The following is a 25391-nucleotide window of genomic DNA, read 5'->3' on the forward strand; positions in this document are numbered from 1 at the left end:
CATGCCTCAGTATACGCCCCCCGTCCGCGACACGCGTTTCGTTCTCGAGCATGTCGTCGGCCTGCCACGCTACTCCAATCTTCCCGGCTTCGATGCTGCCTCGCCCGACGTCGTCGATGCGGTGCTGGAGGAGGGCGGCAAGTTCGTCGCCGAAGTGCTGTTCCCGCTGAACCTGTCGGGCGACCAGCAGGGGTGCACGCGGCATGAGGACGGTTCGGTCACGACGCCCGACGGCTTCAAGGAGGCGTATAAGCAGTATGTCGAGAGCGGCTGGGCGACGCTCGGCAATCAGCCGGAATATGGCGGGCAGGGCATGCCGCACGTCGTGTCGACCGCGTTCCAGGAATATATGATCTCGTCGAACATGGCGTTCGCGATGTATCCTGGCCTGACGCACGGCGCGATCGCCGCGCTGATCGCCAAGGGCTCGGACGCGCAGAAGGCGATGTACGTGCCCAAGATGGTGTCGGGCGAATGGGGCGGCACGATGAACCTGACCGAGCCGCAGTGCGGCACCGATCTCGGGCTGATCCGCACCAAGGCCGAGCCGCAGGCGGATGGCTCCTATGCGATCACCGGCACGAAGATCTTCATCTCGTCGGGCGAGCACGACCTGACCGAGAACATCATCCACCTCGTACTGGCAAAGACCCCCGGCGCGCCGGACAGCTCGAAGGGCATTTCGCTGTTCGTGGTGCCCAAGGTGCTGGTGAACGAGGATGGCTCGCTCGGCGCGCGCAACGGCGTCACCTGTGGTTCGATCGAGCACAAGATGGGAATTCACGCGAACTCGACCTGCGTGATGAACTATGATTCGGCGACCGGCTGGCTGGTCGGCGAGGAGATGAAGGGTCTCGCCGCGATGTTCATCATGATGAACGCCGCACGTCTCGGCGTCGGGCTCCAGGGTCTTGGGGTGGCCGAGGTCGCGTACCAGAACGCCGTGCAATACGCGCAGGATCGTCGCCAGGGCCGCGCGCTGACCGGCGCCAAGGAGCCGCAGGAGAAGGCGGACACGCTGTTCGTCCATCCCGACATCCGCCGCATGCTGATGGAGGGCAAGTCGCTGACCGAGGGCCTGCGCGCGCTGATCCTGTGGACCGCGCTGCAGGCCGATCTCGAGCATAGCGCCGAGACCGAGGAAGAGCGCCAGCTGGCCGGTGACATCATTAGCCTGCTGACCCCGGTCATCAAGGGATACGGCACCGACATGGGCTATGCGATCGCGACCAATGCGCAGCAGGTCTATGGTGGCCATGGCTACATCGCCGAATGGGGCATGGAGCAATATGTCCGCGATGCGCGGATCGCGATGATCTACGAGGGCACCAACGGCGTGCAGGCGATGGACCTGGTCGGCCGCAAGCTCGCGCAAAATGGCGGACGCGGGATCCAGGCATTCTTCAAGCTGGTCGCGGACGATGTCGCAGCGGCAAAGGCGGATCCGGCAACCGCCGCGTTCGCCGAAGCGCTGGAGAAGGCGAACGGTCAGCTTCAGGCGGCGACGATGTGGTTCATGGCGAACGGCATGAAGAACCCCGAGAATGTCGGCGCGGGCGCGGTCAGCTACATGCACCTGATGGGCATCGTCGCGGTCGGCGTGATGTGGCTACGGATGGCGGTCGCTGCGACCACGTTGAAGGCAGCGGGCGAGGGCGAGGCTGCGTTCCTCGACGCCAAGCTGGTGACCGCGCGCTTCTATGCCGAGCGGATCCTGCCGGATGCGGGCGCGCTGCGTCGCAAGATCGAGGGTGGTGCCGAGTCGCTAATGGCGCTGCCGCCCGAAATGTTCATGGCAGCCTGAGGAGACGGGGCGGATTGCTGATGCGATCCGCCCCGATTGTTTTCGCCCCTTCCTCTCCGGGAAGGGGTGGAGGGCGCCTACTTGGCGACCACCGCGGCGGGAGCGGGCTGGGTCGTCGGTACAGGCGCTGCTGTAGCCGCTTTCCGCCGGACCCCGTTGAGGTCGGCCGTCGCGGCTGGGGTAGCCGGCGCGACAGCGGCCGGTGACGGCACGGCGGTCATCGTCGCGCGCGTCGCCATGCACTGGGTCGTATCCGCGCGTTTGAACTGGCGGCAGTTCCAGAGCGGACGTTCATAGTCGCTCGCCCGATCGCGCATGTAGCTAAAGCTCAGCGCCGCCATCTGCGCGAGATCGAGCGGGATCGCGGTCGCCGCCTTGGTCCCGTCGGTCCACGCCATGTAACGGCAGAACGGCTTGTCGCCGCACGCCTGCGCCGCCATCGCGGGCAAGCCGTCGGCGGTCTGGCCGCGCGGGAGCGTCACGAGGATCGTATCGCCCTCGATCGGCGTGGTCAGCTTTGCGGTGGATTCGGCGGCCGCCGTGAACCCCATTGCAGCCGATGCCTCGGCCAGCGCAGCGTCCACCTCGGCCAGCGCGGCGCCGGTCTTGTGCGCGTCGGAGATGCCGGCGAGCTGCGTGATGACCGGCTCGACGGTTTCGGGATGACGGCCAAAGGCCGGGGGCGTGCCCCACCAGCCGGACCAGCGGAAGAACAGGTGCGTGTTCACCGCGGTGATCTTGTCGAGGCTCGACTGCCAATAGGGTACGACCCAGTCGGTATGGTAGTGCGTGGCATAGCCGACCTGCTTGAACACCGCACCGCTAAGCGCGGCTGCGGCGACCTCACGCGCGCGGCGCCACGCATCGTCGGTCGGGTGCCAGCGGGTGATCGCGCCGTCGCAGCTGAAGCTGAACTGGCACCCGGTCGAACGATCCTGCCCTTCGAACACCACGCCGCACACCGTCTTCGGGAATGCCGGGTGGTGCAGCCGGTTGAGCACGACCTGCGCGACCGCACGCTCGCCGAGCGTGTCGTCGCCCGCCTCGAACAGAATGCCGGCCGCCATGCAGTCGGTCGCGCGCGCCAGATCCTCAGGACCGCCGGCAAAGCGGAATGGTCGTGCGGCCGGGTTGGGATCGGTCGAGAAGGGCACGGTCGCGTTGAACGCACGCGCGTCGTCGGGGGTGAGATCGACGAACTTGACGGGCTCGACCTCGGGTACTTCGGCTTGTGGCACGACCCGGCCTGGCGGGAGTTTCACCCGCTTGGGGGCCTGGACGACGACAGGCGCGTTGGCGACGACGAGCGCGGGCCCGACGATAGCCAGACCCGAAATGCCGATGAGGCTGGCGCGCAGCACCCGGGTGCCGCGCGCGGACAGAGCGGTCGTCACTGTTCGGGCAGGAAGTCCGGCACCGACAGATAACGCTCGCCGGTGTCGTAGTTGAAGCCGAGGACGCGGACGTCGTCGGGCAGGTCGGGCAGCTTCTGCAGGATCGCGGCGAGCGTCGCACCCGAGCTGATGCCGACCAGCATGCCCTCTTCGGTGGCCGAACGACGGGCCATGTCCTTGGCCACCGCGGCGTCGACTTCGATTACGCCGTCGAGCGCCTGGGTGTGCAGGTTCACCGGGATGAAGCCCGCGCCGATGCCCTGGATCGGATGCGGACCGGGCTGGCCACCGGCGATGACCGGCGAGGCGGCGGGCTCGACCGCATAGACCTTGAGCGACGGCCATTCCGCCTTCAGCGCCTCGGCGACGCCGGTGATGTGGCCACCGGTGCCGACACCGGTGATGATCACGTCGATCGGCGTGTCACGGAAGTCAGCAAGAATTTCCTGTGCCGTCGTAGCGACATGCACGGCGATGTTCGCAGGGTTTTCGAACTGCTGCGGCATCCAGGAACCGGGCGTCTGCTCGACGAGTTCCTTGGCGCGCTCGATCGCGCCCTTCATGCCCTTCTCGCGCGGGGTCAGGTCGAACGTCGCGCCGTAGGCCAGCATCAGCCGGCGGCGCTCGATCGACATGCTCTCGGGCATGACGAGGACGATTTTGTACCCCTTCACCGCGGCGACGAGCGCCAGGCCGATGCCGGTGTTGCCGCTGGTCGGCTCGATGATCGTGCCGCCGGGTTTGAGGTGGCCGTCCTTCTCCGCTGCCTCGATCATGGCGAGCGCGATGCGGTCCTTGATCGAACCGCCGGGGTTCGAGCGCTCGGACTTCACCCAGACTTCGGATTCGGGGAACAGCTTTGACAGGCGGACGTGCGGCGTGTTGCCGATCGTTTCGAGGATCGAGTTGACCTTCATGGCTTGGCTTCTCCGTGCTGAGGTTCGGTCTCTAGTATCTCTGGCGGGTCAAAGGTTTTCGCGCGCCCCAGTTCCGGGAACAGGCGTGCCCAGCCGATCGTGATCGCAATAGCACCGACGCCGCCGAACACCACTGCACCGACCGGCCCGAGCAGCGATGCCATGACGCCACTCTCGAATTCGCCGAGTTCGTTCGAGGCGGAGATGGTGAGCTGCGACACCGCGCTGACCCGGCCGCGCATCGCGTCGGGCGTGTGGAGCTGGATCAGCGACTGGCGGACATAGACCGAGATCATGTCCGCGCCGCCGGCGACGATCAGCGCGACGAGGCTGAGGACGAAGGCGGGCTGGACCGGGATGCCGGCGATCGTGCCGGGTGTCAGGCCGAGCAGATTGACGATCGGGGTCGCGACGCCGAAGGTGAGGATCGCGAGGCCGAAGACGACGACCGCGATCAGCATCTTCACGCCGACATTGGTGCTCATCGGGCGGACCGAGAACCACACGGCCGTGACCGCGGCACCGATGCCCATGCCGGCCGCCAGCACGCCCAGCCCTTGCGAGCCGACATGCAGGATGTCGCGCGAGTAAACCGGGAGCAGCGAGGTCGCACCTGCGAGCAGCACCGCGAACAGGTCGAGCGTGATCGTCGCGAGCACGAGGCGGTTGCGACGGACATAGGTGAAGCCCTCGATGATGCGGGCGAGCGGGCGGTGATCGGTCTGCGCGGCGGGCTGCGGCACCGGGCCGATGAGGAACATGAAGACGAGCGCGACGAGGAAGAGGATCGTCGCGACCCCATAGGCCACCTCGGGGTGGATCGCGTAGAGGAGCCCGCCGACGCTCGGGCCGGCGATCGTGCCGACCTGCCACGCGATCGAGCTTATCGCGATCGCGGTCGGCAAAACGGCGCGGGGGACCAGGTTGGGCGCGAGCGCGGAGTAGGCGGGGCCCGAGAAGGCGCGCGCGACGCCGAACGCGACCGCGGCCACGAACAGCACGCCGAGCGTGAGGTGACCGGTCCAGGTCAGCAACCACAGCGTCGCCGCGGTGAGCACCAGCAGCGTGGTCGTGCCCCGAACGATCCAGCGCCGGTCGAAGCTGTCCGCGACGAGCCCGGTGATCGGGGTCAGCAGGAACAGCGGGACGAACTGCGCGAACCCGATCATGCCGAGCATGAAGGCCGCCTGGCGTATGTCCATCGTCTCGCGGGCGATGTTGTAGACCTGCCACCCGATCACGATCGACATCGCGCTGACCGCGATCGTGCCGGTGAAGCGGGAGAGCCAATAGGCGCGGAAATTGGCGATCCGTAGGGGATGCTGGTGCGGGTCTGTCGTGGGAGCCATCCCCTGCGGCTTTAGGCTGCGGCGAATGGGGAGGGCAACCGGAGCTTTGCTTGGGGTGGGGATAGTGGCGCGGACACCCTTCCCGTCATCCTGACGAAAGGCAGGATCCAGAGCCACGGAGGATCGCATTTCGCTACTCTGGATCCTGACTTTCGTCAGGATGACGGGGCTTAGGTCGAGCATACCCCAGACGGGAATTGATGTTCCGCCCCGTCCGCGCCTATAGGCTCCCTCAACTCCCCTACGGAAAACGAGGTTTCCCACATCGTGGCCAAGACCCCCCCACCAGTACGCGCCATCGCCGAACCCCCGATCACCAACCGTGAACGGCCGGCAGAACCCAAGCCGTACGAGCCGTCGAAGGACGAATTGCTCGAAATGTATCGGCAAATGCTGCTGATCCGTCGTTTCGAGGAAAAAGCCGGCCAGCTCTATGGCTTGGGCCTGATCGGCGGCTTCTGCCATCTGTATATCGGCCAGGAAGCCGTGGCCGTCGGCCTGCAGTCCGCGCTCGATGGCGAGACCGATTCGGTCATCACCGGCTATCGCGACCACGGCCACATGCTCGCCTACGGTATCGACCCGAAGGTGATCATGGCCGAGCTGACCGGGCGCGGCTCGGGCATCTCGAAGGGCAAGGGCGGGTCGATGCACATGTTCTCGACCGAGCATAAATTCTACGGCGGCCACGGCATTGTCGGTGCGCAGGTGTCGCTCGGCACCGGCCTCGCGTTCAAGCACAAATATTCGAACGACGGCGGCATCTGCATGGCCTATTTCGGCGACGGCGCCGCGAACCAGGGCCAGGTGTATGAGAGCTTCAATATGGCCGAGCTGTGGAAGCTCCCGATCATCTTCGTGATCGAGAACAACCAGTACGCCATGGGCACGAGCGTCAATCGCGCCTCGGCCGAGGACCAGCTGTATCGCCGCGGCGAGAGCTTCCGCATTCCCGGCATCCAGGTCGACGGCATGGACGTGCTGGCGTGTCGCGGCGCTGCCGAAGAGGCGATCGCCTGGGTGCGCGCGGGCAAGGGTCCGGTCATCCTCGAGATGAAGACCTATCGCTATCGTGGCCACTCGATGTCGGATCCGGCGAAGTATCGCACGCGTGACGAGGTTCAGGCCGTGCGCGACAAGTCCGACCCGATCGATCACGTCAAGAAGCTGCTCGACGCGCAGGGCGTGACCGAGGCGGACCTCAAGACCCTCGAACAGGACATCAGGAAAATCGTGAACGAAGCCGCCGATTTCGCCGAACAGACGCCCGAGCCGGATGCCGCCGATCTCTATACCGACGTCCTGGTGGAGTCCTACTGATGGCGATCGAGATCAAGATGCCCGCGCTCTCCCCGACGATGGAAGAGGGCACGCTGGCCAAGTGGCTGGTCAAGGAAGGCGATAGCGTCAAGTCGGGCGACATCCTCGCCGAGATCGAGACCGACAAGGCGACGATGGAATTCGAGGCGATCGACGAAGGTACGATCGGCTCGATCAGCGTGGCCGAGGGTACCGACAACGTGAAGGTCGGCACCGTCATCGCGACGATCCTCGAGGACGGCGAAAGCGCGAGCGACGCCAAGCCTACGGAAGCACGCGCGGGCGATGCGGCCAACGCCGCGCCGAAGGAGACGCCGTCGGACGACAAGGCGCCACCGGTGCCCGAAGGCGCGTCGCCTGCCAAGGCGGAGAGCGGCACGCAGCAGCTCGTCGCGTCGGCGGAGAAGGTCGGCAAGGCGGATCCGGCGATCCCCGAGGGCACCGAGATGGTCAAGACGACCGTCCGCGAGGCGCTGCGCGATGCGATGGCCGAGGAAATGCGCGAGGACGACCGCGTCTTCGTAATGGGCGAGGAAGTCGCGCAGTATCAGGGCGCCTACAAGGTGACGCAGGGGCTGCTCGAGGAGTTTGGCGAGCGTCGCGTGATCGACACGCCGATCACCGAATACGGCTTTGCCGGCATCGGTGCGGGCGCGGCGATGGGCGGCCTTCGCCCGATCGTCGAGTTCATGACCTTCAACTTCGCGTTGCAGGCGATCGATCACATCATCAACTCGGCGGCCAAGACCAACTACATGTCGGGCGGCCAGATGCGCTGCCCGATCGTGTTCCGCGGTCCCAACGGCGCGGCGTCGCGCGTCGGTGCGCAGCACTCGCACAACTTCGCGGCCTGGTATGCGAGCGTCCCGGGCCTGATCGTGATCGCGCCCTATGACGCGGCGGATGCCAAGGGTCTGCTCAAGGCGGCGATCCGTACCGAGGACCCCGTCGTGTTCCTCGAGAACGAGCTGATGTACGGTCGGAGCTTCGACGTGCCCAAGCTCGACGACCACGTCCTGCCGATCGGCAAGGCGCGGATCATGCGCGAGGGCAAGGACGTGACGATCGTGAGCTACTCGATCGGCGTGGGCATCAGCCTCGAAGCCGCCGAGACACTGGCAGCCGAGGGCATCGATGCCGAGGTGATCGACCTGCGCACGCTGCGCCCGCTCGACACCGAGACGGTGCTGAAGAGCCTCGCCAAGACCAACCGCATGATCGTCGTCGAAGAGAATTGGGCGACCTGCTCGATCGCGTCGGAGATCGTCTCGGTGGTGATGGAGCACGGCTTCGACGACCTCGACGCGCCGGTACTGCGCGTCGCCAACGAAGACGTGCCGATGCCCTATGCGGCCAACCTCGAGAAGCTGATGCTGGTGAACGCCGCAAAGGTCGTCGAGGCGGCGAAGAAGGTTACGTACAAGAACTAAGGCGCCAAGGGGGCTCGGCGACGGTGCCGGGCCCCCGTCAGGCCGTATATTTGTCGCACGTCGACCGGGTTGCGTTCCCCGGATTCCAGATCTGCGTGAAGTCTCGGCTGTCGCGGACGATGAAAGACGCGATGTAATGCAGACGCTTCGGCCCGGTGAGCCAGTTCGGTGCGATCGGCTGGTACTGATAGTTCACCTCGACGAACATCACGCCGGAATTGAGCGGCGACGTCACTTTCGCGCCGGTGTCGCCCATTCCGGCATCCGCACCCTTGCCCGTGCTGACATCGGTGCCCTGGTTCGCGGGAAGAGCGTCGGTGCCGTCCGTTGCCTTCGTGGTGCCGTAACTCGAATCATAGCCGACGCCCTTCATCAGACCAAAGCAGCGCTGCCAGTGGATGCGCTGCGTGCCCGACGCGTTCTCAAGGCTGGAAACGATGACGCGGCCATATTTTGACAGATTGATTCTGCTCCCCTGCAACCGCGAGGCCTGCAGCACGTCGTTCATGTCGACCTCGCGCAATTGCATGGCGCTCAGCGTCGACGCGATCCCGACGCGCGATGCGTTGTCGGCAAGGTTGAGTGCGATCTGGCTGACACGCAGGTTCGCCAGCGCAAGGTTGCCGGTCTCCACGCCGAACAGGCCGAGCGACAGCACGAGCGGGAGCCCGAGCGCGAACTCCATCAGGGCCAGTCCGCTGCGGTCGGACCGCAATCGACGCGTCGTACGCGACACGGCGCGCGAGACACAGGCGGCGGCCGCGATCGGGAAGGGGGCCTTCGTCATCACTTGCAACTTCCGTTCGTGCTTACCTGAACCTTTTGCGAGTCATAGGGCTGGTTTTTCAGCAACGTGGTCGACGCGATGCTCATCGTCGAAGGCCATCCCATCAGCCTGGCGACCGGGAATAGTCGGGGATAGGTGACCGTCATCGTATATTGCGTCACATCCTCCGCGCCGCCTTGGCCTGTCACGCCGGGATCGAGATCCCATGTGCCATTGCCGTTGATGTCGGTAAAATTCTCGCCGTTGTTGCAGATATTGTCCGCGTTCTTGTCGACGAACTCTTCGGGCTTTATCGATTGAAAGGTAGAATAGCTCTTTCGGCTGGCCTGGTAGGTGGCGTCCGGTGCGACGATCTTGACCATCGCCCAGACCTGCTGATCGAACGTCGCGGCGTTCGCGGCGCCACCCTCGATGGCGGAATCACGGGCGGCCTTCTGCAACGCGCCATCGAGGATCGATTGCGCGTAGATCTGGTGCAGCAGGTCGAACGCGCCCATCAGCAGGACCATCAGGACGGGCACGACGATCGCGAATTCGATGATCGTCGCCCCGCGCCGATCGCCGCGGATCCGGGCAAACACACTCCGGCGATGGCGGGGGCGGGTCATTTCGACAGACGCAATCGGGCAACCTGCTGCGCAATCCGGACGAACGCCGCAGACAGATCGTCGCCATTGGTGGTGGCCAGCGCCTGATCCGAGGTCGTCGCGCATTGCTTCATTTCCGCGGTTGCCGCGGGGGCGATCGAGACCGTCCAGACGTCGATCTGCATATCCTGTGCCTTCGCGCATTCCGCAAGGAGGCGGGCATTATGATATGCCTTCTGATTGCTGAGATCGCCGCCGGTGACCCGATTGTCGTAATATTCCATTGCATACATGCCGTAGGAATTGGGCGACGGCGACATGTCACCATCGGTGAGGAACACGAGCACCTTGTTCGTCGCGCCGCGTCCCGGCCATGGCGCATTATCTGAAGCGAAAACTCCCTTCGTCGAAAGCATCCGCGTTCCCCAGATCATCCCGGCATCGTGGTAGGTGCCGCCGAGTGGAACGAAATCCGCTGCGTTGACATAGCCTTGGACTTGGGACTTGGTCATCGTCGTCAGTCGCTGGACGGGTTTGCCGCACGCAACCCACCCCCCTTTCTGCTTGGCCTGCGAGTTCATCTTTTCCCAAAGACCGGTGTCACCGCCATTGTCGTTTACCGTGATCGAATTGGTGGTGTAATTGTAATAGGTCGTGTTCCAGTACTTGTAGCTCGAGAAGCGTTCATACTCGACATCCGGCCAGAGCGGACGCCAGCGCGTGTCGTCGTTGCTGGGAACGAGATCCGGATCGAGATCGGCGGGCAGGCTGCTGGTGTTGAACGTCATCGTCTTCGGGGTCGTGACGCGTTCTTCGATGCATCCCAGCCACGCGGTGGTCGAACCGTTGATCTCGGTAGGATCCGTGACCGTGCCGCCGGCAACATAGCCGGTGACATCCATCGGATAGGCCTGATACGTCCAGACCGCACTGACCGACTGGGTCGACGTCGTGCATTTCGACGTGCCGGAATTCCAGTATCGCGTCGCCACCGACGCGCGACGCGTGCCGGGATCATAGGCGTAGGGCTGGCTCGTCGTACCCGCCGGGGTGCGCGTGACCGTCGGGTTCGCGGCCGTTGGACAGTTTTTCGCGTTCGTGTTGTCCGTCGTCACGACCGCGGGGTTCTCATTCTTGTCGCCGGTCACCTTGCGGGACTGATACGTCCAGACGGACGCAGCCCCAGGCCCGCCGAGCATATAGCTGGGCGATTTGGCCTGCACGGCTGCGCCGGCGTTGACGCTGGAGCTGTAGGTTACGAAGCCGTAGCGGACATGCGTGGTCGACTGGATGTTCGACGCCATGGTGTCGTAGAAGTCGACGACAGCCTTGCGCAGCGCTGCGATGCGTGAGTCGTTTTTCTCGGGTACCGAATAGCCCGTTGTGCCGGCATAGCCGTTGGTCTGATCGAGCCCTGCATAATCTCCCGTGGATCCGGTCGCAGCGGGTCGCTTGTAGCTGACTATGCCGTTGTTGTTGACCAGATTGTTGACATAGGCGGTGCAGTCGGGCTCGCTGTCGGACGGTTGGCAGGCCATCGACCCTGTCGTATCGAGCACGAACAGCACATCGGTGTCCGCGACGTCGTAGCGCGCCTCGCAAGCGACATTGAGCGTGACGTTCGGCGCGGCAAAGATCTTCATGATCGTCATCGGCACGACGACGACGGCGGTGCCTGCGACCCGGTTCTCGGTCGTCTTCACTGGCGTAAAGTTCGCACTGACCGTCCCCATCCACCCAGTGCGGAGGTTGTTCGCAAAGAAAACCTTGGCTTGGGTGGTGGCGTTCGCATCAAGTGTGGTGTTCGTGCTGTCGGTCATGAACTTGCGACCGGCAAGCACGCCCGCGTCGCACGCCTGCTGCATGCGGCTCTTGACCACGTACAATCGCGCCATGTCGATCGCGGAACCGGCGATCGCGCAGAGAGGGATCATCGCCGCGGCCATGATCGCGAGCGTGTTCCCCTTCGTGTCGCGACGCAGGCGCCCCAATAGTCCGCCTGCGGTCGCCAAACTACTTCGCATCCTGGGTTCCCGTATCGACTATGTGACGATCCACCGCGTGGCCATGGACGATGACCCCGTAAGTCTGGATCAAGAAAGATGGTTACGTGCCTGGTAACACTTGCGGCCGAGGATACGGGTTATCCTCGACGCCAGGCTCGGCTATCCGCAGGTGATGACCCGCGACCCTGCCGACTTTGCCCTCGCCATCACCTATGCGCCGCCTGCGGTTCGCCCCGCGCTCAAGGCGCTGTTCGCGCTCGACGAGACGCTGGGGAAGATCCTGCGCACGACGCGCGAGCCGTTGGTCGGGCAGATGCGGCTGACATGGTGGTACGAGGCGCTGGGGCGGCTCGATGGCACGCCGGCACCTGCAGAGCCGGTGTTGACCGCGTTGCAAGCCCTCGTGCTGCCGGCGGGCGTATCGGGGGCGATGCTCGCCGCGTTGACCGATGGCTGGGACGCTCTGCTGGAGCCGGCGCTCGACGCTGCGGCCATGGACCGGTTTGCGCGTGACAGGGGGCGCCGGTTGTTCGAGTTGGCCGGCACGCTTCTATCGGTGCAAGACGCGCGGATCGGGCTGGCGGGCGAGGGATGGGCGCTGGCCGATCTGTCGCAGAGGTTGAGCGACGCGCCTGGCCGCTCGCTGGCGCGCACGCGGGCGGTCGAGGCGCTCGATGTGGCGGTGCGCGGTCGGTGGCCGAGCGGCGCTCGGGCGCTGGGGGCGTTGGCGCTGTCGGCGCGGTTCGACCTGTCGGCCTCACCAACGCTGCCGGGCAGCCCGAAGCGGGTCGGGCGGTTGGCATGGCACAGATTGACCGGATACTGACCAATCGGATGGGGATCGTCGCGTCGGAGGTCTAGCGTGCGAGCTTGGCAGGCGGGCTTGGCAGGCGGGGGGGCTTCGATGTGGCGATATCTGGCGGGCGGCACGGCGGTGATCGCATTGATCGTCGCGGGGTTCATGATCTTCAGCGGGAAGGCCCGGCCGGGGCCGTTGCTGCCGGCGCAACCCGTGGCGCAGATCGGGGGTGCGGCGATTGCCAGCGATCCGCTGCCCGATACAGCCCCCGAAGCGACCGACAAGACCCGCGAGCAGAAGCGCTTCGACCGCTACGACAAGGACCGTGATGCCAAGATCACGCGCGAGGAATATCTCGTGCAGCGGCGCAAGGCCTATGCCCGGCTCGACGTGAATGGCGACGGGACGCTGTCGTTCGACGAATGGGCGGTGAAGGCGACGACCAAGTTCGCCGATGCAGATCGCGACAAATCCGGGGCGATGACCGCCCCGGAATTTGCCACGACAGCGGTCAAGCGGAAGGGGCCATTTCGGGCGAAATGTCCGCCGCCTCAGGGTGCTGCTGAGGAGAGTTGAGCCACTGTGCGAGCGCCGCGCGACCGCGATCGGTGTACATCTTCTTCCGGTCGGTCTTCTTGGTCCGGCCGGGGATCGGCGGGAATAGGCCGAAATTGACGTTCATCGGCTGATAGGTCTCGGCCTCCGCGCCGCCGGTGATGTGGCCGAGCAACGCACCGAGCGCGGTCGCATAGGGTGGCGGGGTCAGCGTCTTGCCGGTCAGTTCGGCTGCGGCGAACAACCCTGCGAGCATGCCGATCCCGCAGCTCTCGATATAGCCCTCGCAGCCGGTGATCTGCCCGGCGAAGCGGATGTTTGGGCGCGATTTCAGCCGCAGCGTTGCGTCGAGCAGCTCTGGCGAGCGGATGAACGTATTGCGATGCAGCCCGCCCAGTCGCGCGAACTCGGCATTCTCCAGGCCGGGGATGGTGCGGAACAGGCGGACCTGATCCGCGTGCTTCAGCTTGGTCTGGAAGCCGACGATGTTCCAGAGCGTCCCCTGCGCATTGTCCTGCCGCAGCTGGACGACCGCGTGCGGCCAGCGCCCGGTCTTGGGATTGTCGAGCCCGACCGGCTTCATCGGGCCGTAGCGCAGCGTGTCGACGCCGCGTTCGGCCATCACCTCGATCGGCATGCAGCCGTCGAAATAGGGCGTGTCCTTCTCCCAGTCCTTGAACGGCGTCTTCTCGCCATCGACCAGACCCTGGTGGAAGGCGAGATACTGGTCCTTGTCCATCGGGCAGTTGATGTAATCCTTGCCCTCACCCTTGTCCCAGCGCGAGGCGAACCAGGCGGTGTCCATGTCGATCGAGTCGCGGTGGACGATCGGCGCGAGCGCGTCGAAGAAAGCAAGCGCCTCGCGCCCGGTCTCCGCGCCGATCCCGGCGGCGAGCGACGCGGCGGTGAGCGGGCCGGTGGCGACGATCGTCGGCCCATCCGGGAGCGCGTCGACGCGTTCGCGCACCAGCGTGATGTTCGGGTGCTGGTCGATCGCCTCGGTCACGCTGTTCGAGAAATTGTCGCGGTCGACCGCGAGCGCGGAGCCGGCGGGGACGCGGTGGATGTCCGCCTGGCGCATGATCAGCGAGCCGAGCGTGCGAAGCTCCTGGTGGAGCAGGCCGACCGCGTTGCTCTCGGCATCGTCCGAGCGGAAGCTATTCGAGCAGACGAGTTCGGCGAGGCCGTCGGTCTGGTGCGCGGGCGTGGCTTCGCCGCTGCCGCGCATTTCGGAGAGGCGCACCTTGAGGCCGGCCTCGGCAAGCTGCCAGGCCGCTTCGGAACCGGCGAGGCCGCCGCCGATAACATGAATATCGTGGGTCATTCCGGTCAGATAGCGCGGGACGCCTGTCGTGTCAGCGCCTGTCGTGTCAGCGCCTGTCGTGTGGGCGGTTGCGGTGCCGGCGGGGCAATCCCACTTCGTCCGGATGAAGATCTTCACGATCGGCTATGAAGCCACCACGATGACCGACTTTCTTTCGGCGCTGACGCGGGCCGGGGTGGAGCGCGTGATCGACGTCCGCGCGCTCCCCCTGTCGCGGCGACCGGGGTTTTCCAAGACATCCCTCGCGGCGTCGCTGCGTGAGGCGGGGATCGATTACGCGCATCTGAAGGCGCTGGGCACGCCGAAGCGCGGGCGCGATGCGGCGAAGAAGGGCGACGTCTCGACGCTGACCGCGGTGTACGACGAGCAGCTCGAACTCCCCGAGGCACAGGCGCAGGCGGCGATCATGCTGGGGCTCGCCGCGGAGAAGCCGAGCGCGTTGCTCTGCTACGAGCGCGATCCGTGTCATTGCCACCGGACGTTGCTGTTGCAGGCGGTGGGCGAGGGGGCCGAGGTCGTGGACCTGTTCACGTGAGCCGTACCCACCGTCCGTCATCCTGACGAACGTCAGGACCCAGAGCCAAGAGTGACGCGTCCTGTAACTCTGGATCCTGAATTTCGTCAGGATAACGGAAGGCGTGGGACGAGGCTTCCCCTACGATGATCAGACGTGGCTATCGCAGGTGGTGGGCGAGGGGGCCGAGGTTGTGGACCTGTTCACTTGAGCCGTACCCTCCTCCTGTCATCCCGACGAAAGTCAGGATCCAGAGCCGAGAACGACGCGTCCTGTAACCCGGGGTCCTGACTGTCGTCAGGATGACGGCCGACAGGAATAAGCGGCTGGTGATGTTGCAATGCAGCGCCAAGGAAGCTAATCGGCACGCACTCGCTTGGACCCGGTGCAATTCCGGGTGGCTATTCCGGCCGCCGATCCGCCGGACAACGCACCGACGCCTTTGAAATGAACCGCCCGCGCATTCGCCGCGGTTCTCGCGTCCTTTGCGGATACACATATGACATCACTTACTCGTTACCGGGCCGAATGGTTCAGCGGCCCGACGGCTGCGCGCCGTGACGTTCTTGCCGGCATGGTGGGCACGTTCGCGTTGATTCCCGAAGTTATCGCCTTCTCCTTCGTCGCCGGAATCGATCCCGAGGTCGGCCTGTTCGCCTCCTTCGTGATCGGCATCGTCATCGCCTTTGCGGGCGGACGCCCGGCCATGATCTCCGGCGCGGCAGGCTCCGTCGCGCTCGTCGCCGCCGCGCTCGTCCACGCGCACGGGCTGCAATATCTGCTCGTCGCGACGATGCTCGCGGGCGCTCTCCAGATCGCGTTCGGGCTCGCCAAGCTCGACGTGCTGATGCGGTTCGTCTCGAAGTCGGTCCATGCCGGCTTCGTCAACGCGCTCGCGATCCTGATCTTCTCGGCGCAGGTGCCGCAGATGGTCGGCGTCAGCTGGCAGGCCTATGCGATGATCGCCGGCGGCCTTGCGATCATCTACCTCATGCCGCGCATCTCCAGCGCGATCCCGTCGCCGCTGATCTGCATCGTCGTGCTGACCGCGATCGCGATGTGGTTCCCGATGCCGCTCAAGACCGTCGGCGATCTCGGCCGCCTGCCGGATTCGCTGCCGTCGTTCGGCCTGCCGGACGTCCCGCTGTCGTGGGAGACGCTGCGGATCGTCGCCCCCTATGCCTTCGCGATGGCGGCGGTCGGGCTGCTCGAATCGATGATGACCGCAAGCGTGGTCGACGAACTGACCGAGACGACCAGCTCGAAGGCGCGCGAATGCACCGGACTCGGCCTTGCCAACATCGCGGCGGGCGCGTTCGGCGGGATCGCCGGGTGCGGGATGATCGGCCAGACGGTCGGCAACGTCCGCTATGGCGGCACCGGGCGGATCTCGACGATGGTCGCGGGCGTGTTCCTGCTCGTCGTCATGGTGCCGCTGCGGCCGTGGGTCGCACAGGTGCCGGTCGCGGCGCTGGTCGCGATCATGATCATGGTGTCGATCAGCACCTTCTCCTGGGGCTCGCTGCGCGATCTGGCGCGGCACCCGAAGATGTCGAGCGTGGTGATGGTCGCCACCGTCGTCGTCACCGTCGCGACGCACGACCTGTCGCTCGGCGTCGGCGTCGGCGTCCTGCTCAGCGGCGTGTTCTTCGCATGGAAGGTCACGCGGCTGATGGACGTCGATATCGATCACGACGTGGCAAGCGATACGCGTATCTACCGGGTAAGCGGCCAAATCTTCTTTGCCAGTGCCGATATCTTCGCCGACCGGTTCGACCTGCGCGAGACCGCGCGCGCCGTCCGGATCGACCTGACCGCGGCGCATCTCTGGGACGTCACCGCAGTGGCGGCGTTGCAGGACGTGGTCGCCAAGCTGCGCCGCCATGGCCGCGAGGTGGAGGTGATCGGCCTCAATGCCGCCAGTACGACGCTGGTCGATCGGCACGCCCCGCTGATGATGGATCCGGCGGGGGGCTGATGCCCGATCTTGGGGGCGGGCGAGAAATACGATGCTGTACGCGCCGCCCCGACCCCCTACGTTCGAGGGGATGACGAATTCTTCACACACGCCGCCCGTGTCGCTCACGCATCTCCAGCGGCTCGAGGCGGAGAGCATCCATATCCTGCGCGAGGTGGTCGCCGAGTGCGAGCGCCCGGTGATGCTGTACAGCGTCGGCAAGGACTCCGCGGTCATGCTGCATCTCGCGCGCAAGGCCTTTTATCCCTCGCCGCCGCCATTCCCGCTGCTCCACGTCGATACGACGTGGAAGTTCAAGGCGATGTACGACCTGCGCGACCGGATGGCGGCGGAGAGCGGCATGGAGCTGCTCGTCTACAAGAACCCCGAGGCCGAGGCGCGCGGGATCAACCCGTTCGACCATGGCGCGCTGCACACCGATATGTGGAAGACAGAGGGGCTGAAGCAGGCGCTCGACCTGCACGGCTTCGATGCGGCGTTCGGCGGTGCACGCCGCGACGAGGAGAAGAGCCGCGCGAAGGAACGCGTCTTCTCGTTCCGCGCGGCGCATCACCGCTGGGATCCCAAGCAGCAGCGCCCCGAGCTGTGGAACCTCTACAACGCGCGCAAGGCGAAGGGCGAGAGCATCCGCGTCTTCCCGATCTCGAACTGGACCGAGCTCGACGTCTGGCAATATATCCAGCTGGAGGACATCCCGATCGTCCCGCTCTATTTCGCCGCACCGCGCCCGACCGTAGAGCGCGACGGGATGCTGCTGATGGTCGACGACGATCGCTTCCGGCTCAAGCCCGGCGAAGTACCGGTCGAACGCTCGATTCGCTTCCGTACGCTCGGCTGCTACCCGCTGACCGGCGCGGTCGAGAGCGAGGCGGCGAGCTTGTCATCGGTGATCCAGGAGATGCTGCTGACCACCACCAGCGAACGCCAGGGCCGCGCGATCGACCGCGATGCGGGATCGGCGAGCATGGAGAAGAAGAAGCAGGAGGGCTATTTCTGATGGCTACGCGCACGCAGGAATCTGCCTACCAAGTGCAGGATATCATCGCTGAGGATATCGACGCCTATCTGCTCCAGCATCAGCATAAGAGCTTGCTCCGCTTCATCACCTGCGGGTCGGTGGACGACGGAAAGTCCACGCTTATCGGTCGGTTGCTATACGATTCTAAGATGATCTTCGAGGATCAGCTCGCCGCCTTGGAGAGCGATTCCAAGAAGGTCGGCACGCAAGGCGGCGAGATCGACTTCGCGCTGCTGGTCGACGGGCTTGCCGCCGAGCGCGAGCAGGGGATCACGATCGACGTCGCCTATCGCTATTTCTCGACCGAGAAGCGCAAGTTCATCGTCGCCGATACGCCGGGGCATGAGCAGTATACGCGCAACATGATCACCGGCGCGTCGACCGCGGATCTTGCGGTGATCCTGGTCGATGCGCGTAAGGGCATCCTGACGCAGACGAAGCGGCACAGCTATCTCGCGCATCTGATCGGCATCCGGCATTTGGTGCTCGCGGTGAACAAGATGGACCTTATCGGCTACGACCAGGCGACCTACGACCGGATCGTCGCGGACTATGCGGCGTTTGCGGAGTCGATCGGGATCGCGGCGTTCACGCCGATGCCGATCTCGGGGTTCAAGGGCGACAACATCACGACCTCCAGCGCGCAGACGCCGTGGTATGACGGGCCGACGTTGATCGACCATCTCGACACGGTGACGCTCGACGTCAGCGAGGATCAGGCGGGCGCGTTCCGGATGCCCGTTCAGTGGGTGAACCGGCCCAATCTCGACTTCCGCGGATTCTCGGGGCTCGTCGCGAGCGGTTCGATCGCGCCGGGCGATGCAGTGCGCGTGTTGCCCGGGGGCAGGACGTCGACGATCGCGCGCGTTGTCGCGTTCGGTGGAGACCTGCCGCGCGCGGTGGCGGGGCAATCGGTGACGGTGACGCTGGCGGACGAGATCGACTGTTCGCGCGGCGACGTGATCGTTGCCGCGGAGTCGCCGCCCGAGGCGGCGGATCAGTTCGAGGCGACGATCGTCTGGATGGCCGATGACGCCATGCTGCCAGGGCGTCCCTATTGGCTGAAGCTCGCGACGCAGACCGTGACGGCGACCGTTCAGCAGCCGAAATACCAGATCAATGTCAACACGATGGAGCGGCTTGCTGCCAAGACGCTCGAACTGAACGCGATCGGTGTCGGCAACCTCTCGACCGACCGGCCGCTGGTGTTCGAGCCCTATGCCGACAACCGTCAGCTCGGCGGCTTCATCCTCGTCGACAAGATCACCAATGCGACGGTCGCGGCAGGGATGCTGCACTTCTCGCTCCGGCGCGCGCAGAACGTCCATTGGCAGGCGACCGATATCGGCCGCGAGGCGCATGCCAGCCTGAAGAACCAGAAGGCGGCGGTGCTGTGGTTCACCGGGCTTTCCGGGGCCGGCAAGTCGACGATCGCCAACAGGGTCGAGATGAAGCTCGCGCGGATGAACCGGCATACGTTCCTGCTCGACGGCGATAATGTTCGGCACGGGCTGAACCGCGACCTGGGCTTTACCGATGCCGACCGGGTGGAGAATATCCGCCGCGTCGGCGAGGTCGCCAAGCTGATGACCGATGCCGGGCTGATCGTGATCACCGCGTTCATCTCGCCGTTCCGCGCCGAACGCGAGATGGTCCGGCAGATGATGGCCCCCGGCGAGTTCATCGAGGTGCATATCGACACGCCGCTGGCGGAGGCCGAACGGCGCGACGTGAAGGGGCTGTATGCCAAGGCGCGCGCGGGCAAGCTCGCCAACTTCACCGGGATCGACTCCCCCTATGAGGCGCCGGCGAACCCGGAGATCCGGATCGATACGACGGGGATGACCCCCGACGAGGCGGCCGATGCCATCGTCGCGATGCTCATTCCATGAGCGCGATGACGGACGGCGAGCTCGCCGCGCATCTGGCCGAGACGGCAGGGCGGTTGCTGCTCGAAGTGCGACGGTCGGGCGTGTTTTCGCCCGGCGCGCTGGGCAAGGCGGGCGACGAGACGGCCAACGCGTTCCTCGTCCATGCGCTGCAGGAGGCACGGCCGGCAGACGGGCTGCTTTCCGAGGAGCGTCGGTGCGACGGGACGCGGACCGCGATGTCGCGCGTGTGGATCGTCGATCCGGTCGACGGCACGCGCGAATATGGCGAGGCACGCGACGACTGGGCGGTGCATGTCGCGCTTGCGATCGACGGTGTCGCGACGGTCGGTGCGGTCGCATTGCCGGGGCTGGGTCTGGTCCTGCGCTCCGACCGGCCCGCACCGGTGCCACCGCCGGGGGATCCGCTGCGGATGGTCGTCAGCCGCACGCGCCCTGCGCCCGAGGCGGTGGAGGTCGCCGAAATCCTGGGTGCGACGCTGATCCCGATGGGGTCGGCGGGTGCGAAGGCGATGGCGGTGGTCCGCGGCGAGGCGGACATCTACCTCCACTCGGGCGGCCAATATGAGTGGGACTCGGCCGCCCCGGTCGCGGTCGCCGCGGCATACGGGCTGCATTGCAGCCGGATCGACGGGTCGCCGCTCGTGTATAATTGTCGGGATGTCTACATGCCCGACCTGCTGATATGCCCGGTCGACCTGCGCGACCGGGTGATGGCGGCGATGGCCGCATAGGTTCTCCTGCGCACGCAGGAGCCCAGGGTCACAGACGTCACTACCCGTTATCCTGGACTCCTGCGCGCGCGGGAGAACGGATTACTGCTGCGGCTCGGCCTCGACCTCGTTCTCGGCCGGTGCCTCATCGCGCGTGACGCGTGCGGTCATGCCCGTCGCATCGGCATCGTCGAGCATCTGCTCGTCCGGCGCGACCGGCTTTTCGCGCGGTGGCTCGACCACGGCTGGTGCAACTGGCGGCGCTTCGACCGGCGCTGCCTCGACCGGGGTAGGGGCTGCCTCGGTCTCGGTGACGCCGGTATCCTCGACCATGTTGACGTCCGTTGGCGGCTGTTCGGGCTCCGAGCGCGAGCAGCCGGCCAGCGCCATTGCGGCGAGCAGGCCACCGGCGATGGCAGTACGAGTACGGGTGGAAATCGTCATGTCGGATCCTCTCAGCGAGCGGCGAGCGTCTGGCGTGCGGTGCGCGCTTCGATCTTAGACGCGAGAATGCCGTCCCAGTCATAGGGATCGGCGCGGAAGTTCATCTGGCCGTTGCCGCTGGCGAACGCGGTCCAGTAGAGCAGGTAGACCGACACCGGCTTGGTCAGGCGGGCACGGACAGTGTCGCCCTTGGCGACCGCGGCGTCGACCAGCTCGGGTGTCCAGGCGGGATCGCCCTTGAGCAGCAGGTCGGCAAGTTCTCCCGGCTTTTCAAGGCGTACGCAGCCATGGCTCGAAAGCCGGCTGAAGCTTGCGAACTTGGCGCGGCTCGGTGTGTCGTGGAGATACACCGAATAATCGTTGGCGAAATCGAACTTGAAGCGGCCGAGCGCGCTCTGGTCGCCGGCCTGTTGCTGGAGCCGAGTCCCGTCGATCACCTTGAAGCCGTTGCGCTTCAGATAGCCGGGGTTCGCCTTCTCCTTGGGCCACAATTCCTTGGTCGCGATCGAGGTCGGCACGTTCCAGGGCGGATTGATGACGATGCTGTGGATCGTCGACGACAGCATCGGCGTCTCGTCGCCCGGCCGCCCGGTGACCGCGCGCATCGACTGGACGGGCGTGTCGCCGTCGAACACGGTGAGCACTGCCGCGGCGATGTTCACCTGGATACGGTCGCGCGGCAGGTCCTGCGGCAGCCAGCGCCAGCGTTCCATGTTCGCCATGATCTGACGAACGCGATCGGTCGCCGAGACGTTGAGCGCGGCGAGCGTCTGCGTCGAGACGATGCCGCTCGGGTTGAGCCCGTAGCGGCGCTGCGCACGGCGGACCGCGTCGAGCAGCGAGGTGTCGAACGTGTCACCGCTGGTCGAGACGTCCTTGTCCTCGGCCGAAAGACGCTTGCGCAGTGCAAGCACGCGCGCGCCTCTCGCGCCGATCGTGAAATCGGGACCCGAGGCGAGTGGCGACCAGCCCCCCGCAGCAGCGATCGAGCGGTAGGTCTGCAGACCCTTTCGCAGGCCATCATAGCCCGCATAGGGGGGCGGCAACGAGGCGAACCACGCCGCGATGCGATCGAGGCGGACTGCATCGGCGAACGCCGGGGTCGGATCGTAGGTCGGCGGGCGCAGGCCCCAATCCTTCTGGAAATCACCCTCGCTGAGACGACCCGCATGGACGGCGCGCGCATGATCGAGCGCGGCGCGAACGAGTTCCTGCTTGGTCGGCGCGGTGGTCGACGCGGTCGCGGCGGACTTGAGGCCCTGCGCGACGATGTCGCCGTTGAGCAGCTTGTCGAGCAGCGTCGCCTGTGCGTCGCTCAGCGGCGGCACGGTGATGACCGGCGGCGCCAGCGTCGGCACGGCCATGGGCACGGTCGGCGTCACCACCGGCGGGGTGACCTGTTGTGCGAACAGCGGCGTCGCCATCAGCAACGGCGTCGCGGCAACCGCGATCGCCGACCGGATCATGCCGGTCTTCACTCGTCCATCGTCCAAACCGCGCGCCATACTCATCCTGTCTAACCGTAACTCGCCGACGCTCTTGCACGTCGTAGCTCTCCCTTAGCTGAACCGGAGTCGCTAAGCATCGCCAATCGGGCCCATTTCGTTGGTTCAGGCCGACGCGGTGGATTTTTCCTGCCGGGCCAGCACTTCATAGGCCATCACCGCCGTCGCGACCGCGGCGTTCAGGCTGTCCGCCTTGCCGAGCATCGGGATCTTGACGAGCACGTCGCACGCCTCGGCCATCTCGGGCGGCATACCCTGTGCTTCGTTGCCGGTGAGCAGGAACGTCGGGCCGGTATAGGTGGCGGCGCGGTAATCGGTATCGGTATCGAGGCTGAGGCCGACCAGCTGGCCGGGGCCGGCGCGCAGCCAGGTCTCGAACGGTTCCCACTCGGTCTTCACGACGGGGATCGTGAACAGGGCGCCCATGCTCGCGCGGACCGCCTCGACCGAGAAGGGATCGACCGACTCGCCGATCAGGATGAGGCCGCCTGCGCCGACCGCATCGCCGGTGCGCAGGATCGTACCGAGATTGCCGGGATCGCGAAGCCGTTCGGCGACCAGCCAGATGCTCGCGCTGGCACGATCGAGATCGTCGAGCGTCGCGTCGAATTCGTCGAACACGCCGACCACTGCCTGAGGGTTATCCTTGCCCGACAGTTTCGAGAGGATGTCGGGCGTGGTCTGGATCGACTCGCCGCCGGCGTCCTCGACGTCCATCGACAGCGCGTGGACGAGCGGGTGGTTCGCGCTGGCCGCGGCGTAAAACAGCGTGCGGGGCAGGCGGCCGGTCTCGCGCGCTTCGGTGAGGATCCGCAGGCCCTCGGCAAGGAACTGCCTGGCGGCGCGTCGATGCCGCTTGTCGCGCAGGTCGCGGACATATTTGATCAGCGGGTTCGAAAAGGCGGTTATCTCGCGCGGCATCTAGGCCTGCGTCCGCGTGGCATATGGATTTGTAAGCACGCGGTTGCTCATGCCCTTACGCGCTCCCGCCCGCAAGCGGCAGCGGCGCAGGACGGTCAATCCTCGCCGAACTTCGCCTCGACCAGTTCGGCAAGGGCGGTGACCGTATGCTCGGCCCCTTCGCCGTTCGCGCTGATCGTGATCGCGTCGCCCATCGCCGCGCCGAGCATCATCAGCCCCATGATCGACGTGCCGGTCACATGGTCCGACCCGTCCTTGGTCACGCGGACCTCGACCGGATGCGACGATGCGAGTGTGACGAACTTGGCGCTGGCACGGGCATGGAGCCCGCGGCGGTTGGTGATCTGGACGGTGCGCGTTACCTCGCTCATGCCGCCGCCTCGCCGAGAACCTCGGACGCCACCGAAATATATTTGCGCCCCGCCTCGCGCGCCGCCGCGACGGCTGCGACGACGGTCATCGACTTGCGCGCCGAGCCGAGGCGGATCAGCATGGGAAGGTTCATGCCCGCGATCACTTCGATCCGGCCGCGCTCCATCAGCGAGATTGCGAGATTGGAGGGGGTGCCGCCGAACAGGTCGGTCAGCACGATCACGCCGTTCCCGACATCGACATCCTTGATCGCGGCCGCGATGTCCGCGCGGCGCTCTTCCATGTCGTCATCAGGACCGATCGCGATCGGGGCCACGCGTTCCTGCGGGCCGACGACGTGGATCATCGCGCGAACAAACTCTTCGGCCAATCGACCGTGCGTTACCAGAACAAGGCCGATCATGTCAGCGTTTCATACTCATAAGACGACCGGTGACCCTTCGAGAGCATCTTGCGGAGCGGCCCCCAGGTCGCGGTGTGCAATAGTGGGGGAAAATCCCGCGTCGTGCAACCGCCGCGCCACCCGTTCGGCGACGTGGACCGACCGGTGTCTCCCTCCGGTACACCCGAACGCCACCGTCACATACGACTTGCCTTCCGCACGGTAGCGCGGGAGCAGCAGCATCAGCAGCTCCTCGATCCGGCTGACCGCCGCCTCATAGGCCGGGTCGGCCATGATATAGGCCGACACATCGGCATCGAGCCCGGTGCCAGGGCGCAGCGCCGCGTCCCAGTGCGGGTTGCGCAGGAACCGCATGTCGAACACCAGGTCCGCGTTGCGCGGCAGGCCGCGCGCGAAACCGAACGAGCGTATCGACAAGGTTGGTTCGCCCAGCTCGCCACCGGCAAAGCTCGCGCGGATCTGTTGCGCCAGCTCGTTCGCCGCCATGTCGGTGGTGTCGATCAAGCGGTTCGCCCAATCCCGAAGCGGGGCGAGCAGTTCGCGTTCACGGCCGATGCCGTCGTTTGCCGGACGATCGAGCGCGAGCGGATGGCGTCGGCGCGTTTCGGAATAGCGCCGTTCGAGTTCGGCGCCCGAGCAATCGAGGAACAGCATCCCGATCTCGAGCCCGTGGCGGTCGCGCAGGTCGCGGATGCGGCGGACGATGCGCTCCGGGTCGAAGTCGCGGGTCCGGGCACCGATGCCGATCGCCAGAGGCTGCGAATCACCTGTCGATCCTTCCGGCAGCGGTGCATCGAGCAGCCGGTCGAGCAGCAGCAGCGGCAGGTTGTCGACAACCTCCCAGCCAAGATCCTCGAGCGTCTTCAACACGGTCGACTTGCCGGCACCCGACATGCCGGTGACGAGCAAGATGTCCTTGGGACGGGTCATTCGAGTGGCTCCGGATTGCGCAATGCGAGTTCGACCTTGATCGGGGCGGAGGCTTCGAACGGGTCGACCGCGAACTGGCGGACGTCGATCCCGGCGATTTTGCGCGCGCGGCGTTCGGGCATCCGCTCCACCGCGCCGTCGACGCAGACTAGCAGGGCGACCGGCACGTCGTCGACATGCGCAAAGCCGAGAATGCCGATCCCGCGCACTTCGAGCCGCCCCGCGATCGTCGCCGGCGCCCGCGCGCGCAGCGTCTTGCCCGCGCGCATCACCAGCGTCTGATCGTCGCTGACGAGCGTGGCACCGCGATCGATGAGGCGTAGCGCGAGATCGGACTTGCCCGAGCCCGAGCGGCCCTCGATCAACACGGCGAGCCCGTCGATCGCGACCGTGGTGGCGTGGAGCCTATCGGAGGAGGGGATAGCCACGCGC

The 25391-nt window shown here is 65.9% G+C and carries 24 protein-coding genes and 1 other annotated feature; of the genes, 10 read left to right on the top strand and 14 right to left on the bottom strand.

The annotated features are described in order from the left end of the window. The first annotated feature begins 1 nt into the window (after position 1). Positions 2 to 1804: an acyl-CoA dehydrogenase C-terminal domain-containing protein gene (locus C8J26_RS16120; RefSeq protein ID WP_107959260.1), complete on the top strand. Its 1803-nt coding sequence runs from the start codon at positions 2 to 4 to the stop codon at positions 1802 to 1804. A gap of 77 nt (positions 1805 to 1881) precedes the next feature. Here C8J26_RS16120 and C8J26_RS16125 read toward each other — a convergent pair whose 3' ends face one another. The 3 genes from C8J26_RS16125 to C8J26_RS16135 are packed head-to-tail and all read right to left on the bottom strand — an operon-like array spanning position 1882 to position 5464. Continuing rightward, complete coding sequence (locus C8J26_RS16125) at positions 1882 to 3198, bottom strand: cell wall hydrolase (RefSeq protein ID WP_244185355.1); 1317 nt, start codon at positions 3196 to 3198, stop codon at positions 1882 to 1884. Further along, complete coding sequence (gene cysK, locus C8J26_RS16130) at positions 3195 to 4115, bottom strand: cysteine synthase A (RefSeq protein ID WP_107959261.1); 921 nt, start codon at positions 4113 to 4115, stop codon at positions 3195 to 3197. Before cysK ends, C8J26_RS16125 begins: the two co-directional genes overlap by 4 nt. After that, the gene (locus tag C8J26_RS16135) at positions 4112 to 5464 is read right to left on the bottom strand and encodes an MFS transporter (RefSeq protein ID WP_107959262.1); all 1353 of its coding nucleotides are present in this window, start codon (positions 5462 to 5464) and stop codon (positions 4112 to 4114) included. The genes cysK and C8J26_RS16135 overlap by 4 nt, the downstream gene beginning before the upstream one ends. A 267-nt stretch (positions 5465 to 5731) precedes the next feature. Here C8J26_RS16135 and pdhA point away from each other — a divergent pair, with 267 nt between their 5' ends. Together pdhA and C8J26_RS16145 are read left to right on the top strand one after the other, a co-directional pair. Beyond that, complete coding sequence (gene pdhA, locus C8J26_RS16140; protein WP_056414900.1) at positions 5732 to 6784, top strand: pyruvate dehydrogenase (acetyl-transferring) E1 component subunit alpha; 1053 nt, start codon at positions 5732 to 5734, stop codon at positions 6782 to 6784. Further along, positions 6784 to 8214: a pyruvate dehydrogenase complex E1 component subunit beta gene (locus C8J26_RS16145; protein ID WP_056414903.1), complete on the top strand. Its 1431-nt coding sequence runs from the start codon at positions 6784 to 6786 to the stop codon at positions 8212 to 8214. Before pdhA ends, C8J26_RS16145 begins: the two co-directional genes overlap by 1 nt. Positions 8215 to 8251: 37 nt before the next feature. Here C8J26_RS16145 and C8J26_RS16150 read toward each other — a convergent pair whose 3' ends face one another. From C8J26_RS16150 to C8J26_RS16160, 3 genes are read right to left on the bottom strand one after another with little or no spacing between them, the layout of a single operon-like run. Next, the gene (locus C8J26_RS16150) at positions 8252 to 9001 is read right to left on the bottom strand and encodes a TadE/TadG family type IV pilus assembly protein (protein ID WP_244185356.1); all 750 of its coding nucleotides are present in this window, start codon (positions 8999 to 9001) and stop codon (positions 8252 to 8254) included. Continuing rightward, positions 9001 to 9609 carry a TadE/TadG family type IV pilus assembly protein gene (locus C8J26_RS16155; protein WP_107959263.1) on the bottom strand — a complete coding sequence of 203 codons (609 nt, stop codon included), beginning with the start codon at positions 9607 to 9609 and terminating at the stop codon, positions 9001 to 9003. The genes C8J26_RS16150 and C8J26_RS16155 overlap by 1 nt, the downstream gene beginning before the upstream one ends. Next, the gene (locus tag C8J26_RS16160; RefSeq protein ID WP_082445199.1) at positions 9606 to 11612 is read right to left on the bottom strand and encodes a TadE/TadG family type IV pilus assembly protein; all 2007 of its coding nucleotides are present in this window, start codon (positions 11610 to 11612) and stop codon (positions 9606 to 9608) included. Before C8J26_RS16160 ends, C8J26_RS16155 begins: the two co-directional genes overlap by 4 nt. Positions 11613 to 11766: 154 nt before the next feature. Here C8J26_RS16160 and C8J26_RS16165 point away from each other — a divergent pair, with 154 nt between their 5' ends. Together C8J26_RS16165 and C8J26_RS16170 are read left to right on the top strand one after the other, a co-directional pair. After that, positions 11767 to 12420, top strand: a complete 654-nt coding sequence (locus C8J26_RS16165; protein ID WP_056414917.1) for a squalene/phytoene synthase family protein — start codon at positions 11767 to 11769, stop codon at positions 12418 to 12420. A 78-nt stretch (positions 12421 to 12498) separates the two neighbouring features. Further along, positions 12499 to 12969, top strand: coding sequence for an EF-hand domain-containing protein (locus tag C8J26_RS16170; RefSeq protein WP_107959264.1), 471 nt, complete (start codon positions 12499 to 12501; stop codon positions 12967 to 12969). On the opposite strand, the gene trmFO is transcribed toward C8J26_RS16170, so the two are convergent. Next, the gene (gene trmFO / locus C8J26_RS16175; RefSeq protein WP_107959265.1) at positions 12905 to 14272 is read right to left on the bottom strand and encodes a methylenetetrahydrofolate--tRNA-(uracil(54)-C(5))-methyltransferase (FADH(2)-oxidizing) TrmFO; all 1368 of its coding nucleotides are present in this window, start codon (positions 14270 to 14272) and stop codon (positions 12905 to 12907) included. The genes C8J26_RS16170 and trmFO overlap by 65 nt on opposite strands. 103 nt (positions 14273 to 14375) lie before the next feature. Between trmFO and C8J26_RS16180 the strand changes: the two genes are divergently transcribed. The 5 genes from C8J26_RS16180 to C8J26_RS16200 all read left to right on the top strand — a co-directional run bounded on the left by C8J26_RS16180 (position 14376) and on the right by C8J26_RS16200 (position 20405). Further along, positions 14376 to 14807 (top strand): DUF488 domain-containing protein, encoded by a 432-nt coding sequence (locus tag C8J26_RS16180; protein WP_107959266.1) that lies wholly within the window; start codon positions 14376 to 14378, stop codon positions 14805 to 14807. A 354-nt stretch (positions 14808 to 15161) separates the two neighbouring features. Next, positions 15162 to 15217: a sequence feature (sul1 is cis-regulatory element that is thought to sense ions involved in sulfur or methionine metabolism; They are found in Alphaproteobacteria), on the top strand. Positions 15218 to 15285: 68 nt separating this feature from the next. Continuing rightward, entirely contained in the window at positions 15286 to 16764 is a 1479-nt protein-coding gene (locus C8J26_RS16185) for a SulP family inorganic anion transporter (RefSeq protein WP_107959267.1), read from the top strand. A 70-nt stretch (positions 16765 to 16834) separates the two neighbouring features. Next, the gene (gene cysD, locus C8J26_RS16190) at positions 16835 to 17761 is read left to right on the top strand and encodes a sulfate adenylyltransferase subunit CysD (protein WP_107959268.1); all 927 of its coding nucleotides are present in this window, start codon (positions 16835 to 16837) and stop codon (positions 17759 to 17761) included. Further along, on the top strand, positions 17761 to 19674 hold the full coding sequence (gene cysN / locus C8J26_RS16195) for a sulfate adenylyltransferase subunit CysN (protein WP_107959269.1): 1914 nt from the start codon (positions 17761 to 17763) through the stop codon (positions 19672 to 19674). Before cysD ends, cysN begins: the two co-directional genes overlap by 1 nt. A gap of 5 nt (positions 19675 to 19679) precedes the next feature. Next, the gene (locus C8J26_RS16200; protein WP_107959403.1) at positions 19680 to 20405 is read left to right on the top strand and encodes a 3'(2'),5'-bisphosphate nucleotidase CysQ; all 726 of its coding nucleotides are present in this window, start codon (positions 19680 to 19682) and stop codon (positions 20403 to 20405) included. 81 nt (positions 20406 to 20486) lie between these two features. Here the strand turns inward: C8J26_RS16200 and C8J26_RS16205 are convergent, their stop codons facing one another. The 7 genes from C8J26_RS16205 to C8J26_RS16235 form a co-directional block, all read right to left on the bottom strand. After that, positions 20487 to 20828 (bottom strand): superantigen-like protein SSL4, encoded by a 342-nt coding sequence (locus tag C8J26_RS16205; RefSeq protein ID WP_107959270.1) that lies wholly within the window; start codon positions 20826 to 20828, stop codon positions 20487 to 20489. Between the two features lie 11 nt (positions 20829 to 20839). After that, entirely contained in the window at positions 20840 to 22294 is a 1455-nt protein-coding gene (locus C8J26_RS16210) for a L,D-transpeptidase family protein (protein ID WP_107959404.1), read from the bottom strand. Positions 22295 to 22438: 144 nt separating this feature from the next. Continuing rightward, positions 22439 to 23254 carry a TrmH family RNA methyltransferase gene (locus C8J26_RS16215; protein WP_107959271.1) on the bottom strand — a complete coding sequence of 272 codons (816 nt, stop codon included), beginning with the start codon at positions 23252 to 23254 and terminating at the stop codon, positions 22439 to 22441. A gap of 95 nt (positions 23255 to 23349) precedes the next feature. After that, positions 23350 to 23625 (bottom strand): HPr family phosphocarrier protein, encoded by a 276-nt coding sequence (locus C8J26_RS16220; protein ID WP_056414938.1) that lies wholly within the window; start codon positions 23623 to 23625, stop codon positions 23350 to 23352. Continuing rightward, positions 23622 to 24029, bottom strand: a complete 408-nt coding sequence (locus C8J26_RS16225) for a PTS sugar transporter subunit IIA (RefSeq protein WP_056414941.1) — start codon at positions 24027 to 24029, stop codon at positions 23622 to 23624. Before C8J26_RS16225 ends, C8J26_RS16220 begins: the two co-directional genes overlap by 4 nt. A 15-nt stretch (positions 24030 to 24044) precedes the next feature. Continuing rightward, positions 24045 to 24959: an RNase adapter RapZ gene (rapZ, locus tag C8J26_RS16230; RefSeq protein WP_107959272.1), complete on the bottom strand. Its 915-nt coding sequence runs from the start codon at positions 24957 to 24959 to the stop codon at positions 24045 to 24047. After that, complete coding sequence (locus C8J26_RS16235; RefSeq protein WP_107959273.1) at positions 24956 to 25387, bottom strand: HPr kinase/phosphorylase; 432 nt, start codon at positions 25385 to 25387, stop codon at positions 24956 to 24958. Before C8J26_RS16235 ends, rapZ begins: the two co-directional genes overlap by 4 nt. Positions 25388 to 25391: the final 4 nt, after the last annotated feature.

It is taken from the genome of Sphingomonas aurantiaca, from assembly GCF_003050705.1.
Classification (GTDB): domain Bacteria; phylum Pseudomonadota; class Alphaproteobacteria; order Sphingomonadales; family Sphingomonadaceae; genus Sphingomonas; species Sphingomonas aurantiaca.